4 protein-coding genes and 1 pseudogene are annotated in these 4,054 nt (G+C 39.3%); 4 read left to right on the top strand and 1 reads right to left on the bottom strand.

Features of this window, described 5'->3' with window-relative positions; all coding sequences use genetic code 11:
• The 4 genes from K0A91_RS10660 to K0A91_RS10645 form a co-directional block, all read left to right on the top strand.
• The coding region (locus K0A91_RS10660; protein ID WP_295010167.1) for a response regulator at positions 1-258 on the top strand (258 nt) is incomplete at its 5' end.
• Complete coding sequence (locus K0A91_RS10655) at positions 258-1,091, top strand: 50S ribosomal protein L11 methyltransferase (RefSeq protein WP_295010166.1); 834 nt, start codon at positions 258-260, stop codon at positions 1,089-1,091. The genes K0A91_RS10660 and K0A91_RS10655, both read left to right, overlap by 1 nt.
• 2 nt (positions 1,092-1,093) lie before the next feature.
• A complete protein-coding gene (gene ftsH / locus K0A91_RS10650; protein WP_295010165.1) occupies positions 1,094-3,085 on the top strand; it encodes an ATP-dependent zinc metalloprotease FtsH in 1,992 nt (663 codons plus the stop codon).
• Positions 3,075-3,728 (top strand): phosphatidylserine decarboxylase, encoded by a 654-nt coding sequence (locus tag K0A91_RS10645; RefSeq protein ID WP_295010164.1) that lies wholly within the window; start codon positions 3,075-3,077, stop codon positions 3,726-3,728. The genes ftsH and K0A91_RS10645 overlap by 11 nt, the downstream gene beginning before the upstream one ends.
• Before the next feature lie 3 nt (positions 3,729-3,731).
• Here the strand turns inward: K0A91_RS10645 and K0A91_RS10640 are convergent.
• A pseudogene (locus K0A91_RS10640) lies at positions 3,732-4,054 on the bottom strand (hypothetical protein); the annotation flags it as partial.

Here is a 4,054-nt window from a genome sequence, read left to right as displayed (position 1 = left end):
GCATTAGATACAAATCCTGATGTTGACATGTTGATAACGGATTGGAATATGCCTGAGATGAATGGCCTAGAGCTTGTTAAAAAAGTTAGAGCAGATGCTCGTTTTAAAGATTTGCCGATAATCATGGTAACGACTGAGGGAGGTAAAGCAGAGGTTATAACTGCTCTAAAAGCCGGTGTTAACAACTATATTGTAAAACCGTTTACGCCACAGGTTTTAAAAGAGAAGCTTGGTGCTGTTATGGGTATAGAGGGGTAATGCAAGAGTATTACTTTGAATTAGTTGTCAATGTCTCTTCTCACCACTCTCTCTTCTCAGATTTTTTAGCAGATACTTTGCCGGTAGGTTTTGAAGAGACGGATACCGGTTTTATTATTAGAAGTGATGATGAGCTTGACACTATCGTATGGGGACTGGAACAGTTCAGAGAGGCTTTGCAAAAGGCAACAGGAGATAGCATAGAGCTTGAGTGCAAGCAAGCTAAGCTTAAAAGCAGTGACTGGGTAAAGGTTTACCAAGAGAGCGTTCAACCGCTTTGCATTGATAAATTTTATATTCACCCGACATGGGATGAGCCAAGCAAAGATTTAATTAATATAGCAATAGATCCTGCATTGGCATTTGGGACAGGACACCATCCGACAACCGCATCGGCACTAAGGGCCATTGCTAAGTATGTAAAAAAAGGCGATAGAGTTTTAGATGTTGGTTGCGGAAGTGGCATACTCGGTGTCGCGGCAATAAAACTAGGCGCTGTGGTAGATGCCTGCGACACGGATATAGCATGCGTAGAAAATAGTACGCAAAATGCAGAATTAAACTCTGTAAAGTTCAATAATCTCTGGGAAGGCTCTTGCAGTATTGCTAAAGATAGTTATGACATCGTAGTGGCAAATATAGTCGCAGACGTTTTGATTTTTATAGCAAATGATTTGAAAACTGTTTTAAAGCAGGGTGGCGTTCTTATCTTGTCCGGTATATTGGATAAATACGAGTCTAAGGTTTTAAAATTTTATCAAGATTTTGAAATAAAAGAGAAGATAGCCGAGGACGGATGGGTTACATTAATACTAAAACAAGGTAAAAAATAGATATGCAAAACAAAGATAACAACAACAACGATAATAATTTTTTCAATAAAAATCCTCTTATCACTTTCGCAATATTTTCAGTAGTAATTATTCTGCTATTTAAAGCACTTATTGGTGAGAATAGCGGCTCGGATAGTGCAGTTGCGGGAGCAAAAAAAGCAAAACAGATAAGCTATTCAGAGTTAAAATCATTAATAGAAACCAAGGGTGTAAACAAAGTTGATATTGGTCAGAGCTATATTAAAGCACACTCGTCAGACAGTTTAACTCTTTATACAACCAGAATTGTGCCAAGCGATGCAAAACTAACCGAAGAGCTTGATAAGCAGGGCATAGAATACAGCGGCTTTAGTGAAACAAACTGGTTTACAGAGATGTTCGGATGGCTTTTCCCGTTTTTAATAATTATAGCTATATGGATGTTTTTTGCGGGACGTATGCAAAAAAGCATGGGTAGTGGAATTTTGGGAATGGGCACATCAAAGAAGATGATAAACTCTGAAAAACCAAAAACGAAGTTTGACGATGTTGCAGGTGTTGAAGAGGCAAAAGAGGAAGTTCAAGAGATAGTCGACTTTTTAAAATATCCGGGGCGTTATGTAGAGATAGGCGCCAAGATACCAAAAGGTGTTTTACTGGTAGGAAGTCCAGGTACAGGAAAGACACTTCTGGCAAAAGCTGTTGCAGGTGAAGCCGATGTGCCTTTCTTTTCTGTAACTGGTTCTAGTTTTATCGAGATGTTTGTAGGTGTTGGTGCGGCTCGTGTCCGCGATTTATTTGAGCAAGCTAAAAAAGATGCGCCGAGTATTATTTTTATAGATGAGATTGATGCCATAGGAAAAAGCCGTGCCGCAGGTGCAAATATGGGCGGAAATGATGAGAGAGAACAGACACTTAATCAGCTTTTGGCAGAGATGGACGGTTTTGGAACAGATACGCCTGTTATTATTTTAGCGGCAACCAACAGACCTGAGATACTTGATCAGGCACTTTTGCGCCCGGGACGTTTTGACAGACAGGTTTTGGTTGACAAGCCAGACTACGAGGGGCGTATTAAAATTTTAATGGTTCACGTTAAAGGCGTAAAAATGGATGATGACGTAGACCTTAGAGAGGTCGCTCGTCTAACGGCAGGCTTGGCAGGTGCAGACTTAGCTAATGTTATTAATGAAGCTGCACTTTTAGCAGGCAGAAAAAGTCAAAAAACGGTTACACAAAAAGATCTTTATGAGTCTGTAGAGCGCGCTTTGGCAGGTCTTGCTAAAAAGTCTCGCAGAATAAACCCTAAAGAGAAGAAAATAGTGGCATATCATGAGAGCGGACACGCTCTTCTTGCAGAGACGACAAAGGGTGCTAAAAAAGTTTCAAAAGTCTCTATTGTTCCACGTGGTTTGGCGGCTTTAGGATATACTTTAAACACACCGGAAGAGAATAAATTTATGATGCAGCAGCATGAACTCTGGGCTGAGGTTGACGTTCTGCTTGGCGGACGTGCAGCTGAAGAGGTCTTTATTGGTGAGATCTCAACGGGTGCCGGAAATGACCTTGAGCGCGCAACGGATATTATAAAATCGATGGTTCAGACATACGGAATGAGTGATGTTGCAGGTTTAATGGTTTTAGAAAAGAGCAGACACTCATTTCTTGGCGGAATGGGTCAGGCTACGAGAGAGTATAGTGACAAAATGGCAGAGAATATGGATGAATTCATAAAATATTCACTTACAGAGAGATATAGAGATGTTCTAAAACGACTCCAAGAGTATAAACCTGCCATAGAGAGCATAGTAAAACTTCTTTACAAAAAAGAGAACATTACCGGTGAAGAGGTTAGAAATATTATTATAGCATTTGAGAAAGAAAGCGGCATAGAGTCCAAAGTAAATATCGTTGTAGATGATATTGAAGAGGAGTTGAAGGCCGATGCAAAAATGGCTGAAAATGCAAAGGAAGAGGAGATAGAGCAAGATAAAGAGGAAACAGATGAAAAATAATCTTTTGCCTATTGCCAAAGAGGGATGGAGCTACCTGATTGGCTCTGTTGTGCTGCTATTGGTATTTGCATTTTTTGATTTTGATTTTCTCGGGCTTTTAGCATTTTTATCAACACTTTTTTTTATTTTTGTCTTTAGAAATCCTGAGAGGCAAAATATGCTTTATCAGGAGAACAGTGTAGCAAGTCCAGTTGATGGAACACTCATTTCTATAGAAGAGCTACATGAGAAAAGCGGCAGCGGGTTTAAAGTAGAGATTGATAGTACTTATCTTAATGTCTCTCTTCTTAGGGCTCCGTTTACTTCTGTACTCGAACATATAGAGATGAAAAAAGGTGCCAGACTCTCTCCTCTTAGTCCTCTCTCAAATAGCATCAATGAAAACAGTGAATTAGTTTTTAGCGATATAAAATCATCAAACAAGATAAGGGTTGTCCACAAGTTAAAGCAGAGCTTTAAGTGTATAGATATTGATATTCAAGAGGCTCAAAGTCTATTTCAGGGCATGAGATACGGTTTTATGGTAAACGGCGTAACTACTATATATCTCCCGCACAATTTTAGATTAAATGTTGGTATAGGAAGTGAACTTGTAGCTTCTGAGACGCTTGTCGGCTATTTTATGAGCGAGAGTAAGAAGTAACTTTCACTTCTGTGCCTGACTCTTTTCAAACATTAACTTATCCGCATCAATCACAAAGTTAAAATACTCCGAATTAAAATTGTTTTTAGTAACTCTTGAGAGCTGAATAACAGCGCCTTTGTTGTTTTTTGCCTCAAGATATAGAAGTCCAAGTGCATATCTGCTCTCTAAAAAGTCTGGGTTTTTCATCTTTGAGAGTTCTAAGAGTGCTATCGCATTTTCATGATGCTCAGCAGCAGTGGATGCAACCGCACCCAAAAAGAGAGTTTGTGAATCTCTGACCTTTAAATTATCGATTAGATTGTTGTAAAGCATATATGACTCTT

It is taken from the genome of Sulfurimonas sp. (assembly GCF_019429335.1).
Taxonomy (GTDB): Bacteria; Campylobacterota; Campylobacteria; order Campylobacterales; family Sulfurimonadaceae; genus Sulfurimonas.
This window is presented reverse-complemented; position numbering and strand designations above follow the sequence as displayed.

Bases quoted from the DNA above. Each gene is read 5' to 3' on its own strand.
- K0A91_RS10655 (WP_295010166.1), top strand. From the start codon at position 258: ATGCAAGAGTATTACTTTGAATTAGTTGTCAATGTCTCTTCTCACCAC.
- ftsH (WP_295010165.1), top strand. From the start codon at position 1,094: ATGCAAAACAAAGATAACAACAACAACGATAATAATTTTTTCAATAAA.
- K0A91_RS10645 (WP_295010164.1), top strand. From the start codon at position 3,075: ATGAAAAATAATCTTTTGCCTATTGCCAAAGAGGGATGGAGCTACCTG.